Below are 2,724 nucleotides of genomic sequence, written 5' to 3'. Positions count from 1 at the left end.
CCTGCTGACGGGGGGAGACCGACTGCGGCGCTGGCCGCAGGGGCTGCCGACGGGGCAGCAGCTGGTGAACAACTACGGCCCCACGGAAAGCACGGTGGTGGCGACCTCTGGGCTGCTGCAGCCAGGGGAGGGCACGCCGCACATCGGGCGGCCCATCGCGAACACGCAGGTCTACATCCTGGACGCGGCAGGGCAGCCGGTGCCCATCGGGGTGGCCGGGGAGCTGCACATCGGCGGTGCCGGGGTGGCGCGCGGCTATCTGAACCAAGATCAGCTGACGCAGGAACGCTTCGTGGCAGACCCCTTCAGCGAGGAGGCCGGCGCACGCATGTACAAGACCGGGGACCTGGGCCGCTGGCAGGCGGACGGGACCATCGAGTACCTGGGGCGCAATGACTTCCAGGTGAAGATCCGGGGCTTCCGGATCGAGCTGGGGGAGATCGAGGCCAAGCTGGCCGGACTGGGTGCGGAGGAAGCTGGCGACGTGGTGGTGCTGGCGCGCGCGGACCAGCCCGGCGAGCAGCGCCTGGTGGCGTACTACACGGGCACGGCCAGCGCCGAGCAGCTGCGAGCGCAGGCCGCCGAGCTGCTGCCGGGCTATATGCTGCCGGCGGCCTATGTACAGCTGGCGGCACTGCCGCTGACGGCCAATGGCAAGGTGGACCGCAAGGCGCTGCCGGCGCCGGCGGAGTCCGACTATGCGACGCGGGGCTACGAGGCACCGCAGGGCGAGGTGGAGACCGCGCTGGCGGCCATCTGGGCCGAGCTGCTGCAGCTGGAGCGCGTGGGCCGTCACGACAACTTCTTCGAGCTGGGCGGGCATTCGCTGATGGCGGTGCAACTCGCCTCCCGCATCAAGGACGAGTTCGACCTGGTGCTGGATCTGCAAGACCTCTTCTCACATCCCACGATTGCCCAGCTCGAGGAGCGGGTGCTTGACGCCCAGCTGCTGCAGTTTGATCCGCAGGAGCTGGCAGCGCTGATGCAAAACGATTCGCCCAGCAGGTGACGACCATGACTATTGAGCTGCCGACTTCCGGTCCTTCCCTTTCCAAGCTGAGCCTGCAGCAGCGACGCGAGCTGCTTGAGCGCGCCAAGGCCAATCTGGCCAGGCGAGTCGTGCCCGAAGAGGTCGCGCCCATCGACCACATCCCCAGGAGCGGCAAGCTGCCACTCTCGCTGGCGCAATGGCGCCTGTGGTTCCTGGAGCAGCTGGGGGAGGGCGGTCCTGCCTACCATGTGCAGGTCGCCGTTCGTCTTCGCGGCGAGCTGGATTCGGCCTCGCTGGAGCGTGCACTGGGCCGCATCGTGGAGCGCCACGAGGCGCTGCGCACGAGGTTCGTGCAGGTGGACGGAGAGCCTGTGCAGGTGATCGATGCCCCCGTGGGGCTGGCGCTGCCGGTGCAGGACCTGAGCGGCCAGGCGGATGTGGAGGCGGCGCTGCACGAGGCCGCCTTGCTGGAGACGGGCCGTCCCTTCGATCTGGAGCATGGGCCGCTGGTGCGGGCCTGCCTGCTGCGCCTGGGCGCCCGCGAGCATGTGCTGCTGGTGACGATGCACCACATCGTCTCGGATGGCTGGTCCATCGGGGTGCTGGTGGACGAGGTGCGCCAGCTGTATACGGCCTACCTCCGCGGTGAAGGAGATCCGCTGCCGGCACTGCAGATCCAGTACGCCGACTACGCGGCATGGCAGCACCGCTGGCTGTCCGGGGAGCGGCTGCAGCAGCAGGTGTCGTACTGGAAGCAGGCCCTGGCCGGCGCGCCGGTGCTGCTGGAGCTGCCAGGCGACCGGCCGCGGCCGGCGCAGCAGGACCATGCCGGTGCGAGCGTGGACATCGCACTGGATGCCTCGCTGAGCCAGGGCATCAAGGCCCTGAGCCAGCGCCATGGCGTGACGCCGTACATGACGCTGCTGGCCAGCTGGGCGGCGGTGCTGGGGCGCCTGGCCAATCAGGACGAGGTGGTGATCGGCAGCCCGGTGGCGGGGCGGCAGCGTCCGGAGGTGGAGCCGCTGATCGGCTTCTTCGTGAACACCCTGGCGCTGCGCCTGCGGCTGGAGCCGGGGCAGACGGTGGCACAGCTGCTGGCGCAGGCCAAGGCGCAGGTGCTGGCGGCGCAGCAGCACCAGGACCTGCCGTTCGAGCAGGTGGTGGAGGCGGTGCAGCCGCCGCGCAGCATGGCGCATGCGCCGCTGTTCCAGACGCTCTTTGCTTGGCAGAACACCCCCGAAGGCCGACTGGAGCTGCCCGGGCTGCAACTGGAAAGCCTGGAGCTGAAGCAGGCCAGCGCCCAGTTCGACCTGACCCTGACGCTGCACGATGCCGGGCAGCAGGTGCGCGGCAGCCTTGATTTTGCAAGTGCGCTCTTCGACCGTTCCACCATGGAGCGCTACCTGGGCCATTGGGTCGCACTGCTCCAGGACATGGTGCGCAGTGACAGCACGCCGGTGGCACAACTGGCCCTGCTGAGCGAGCCGCAGCGCCAGGCATTGCTGGCGCTGGGCCGAGGGCCGGAGCAAGAGGCGCCTGAGCAGAGCGTGGGTCAGCGCATCACGGCGCAGGCCGTGCGCACGCCGCAGGCGACCGCGGTGCAGGGGGCAGGTCGGCGGCTGAGCTATGCGGAGCTGGAGTCGCAGACGAACCGGCTGGCGCGGCATCTGCAGGGACTGGGGCTCAAGCCGGACGATCGGGTGGCGATCTGCGCCCGGCGCAGCGTGGAGCTG

2 protein-coding genes are annotated in these 2,724 nt (G+C 69.7%); both read left to right on the top strand.

Features of this window, described 5'->3' with window-relative positions:
• On the top strand, positions 1 to 1,009 hold a 1,009-nt coding region (locus ABDJ40_RS24595), incomplete at its 5' end, for a non-ribosomal peptide synthetase (protein ID WP_347613737.1).
• A gap of 5 nt (positions 1,010 to 1,014) precedes the next feature.
• Positions 1,015 to 2,724, top strand: a 1,710-nt coding sequence (locus ABDJ40_RS24590) for a condensation domain-containing protein (RefSeq protein ID WP_347613735.1), incomplete at its 3' end; no start/stop codon positions are given.

It is taken from the genome of Roseateles flavus, assembly GCF_039872765.1.
Classification (GTDB): domain Bacteria; phylum Pseudomonadota; class Gammaproteobacteria; order Burkholderiales; family Burkholderiaceae_C; genus Roseateles_B; species Roseateles_B flavus.
Note: the sequence above shows the minus strand (reverse complement) of the source record. Positions and strands in the feature narration are given on the sequence as shown.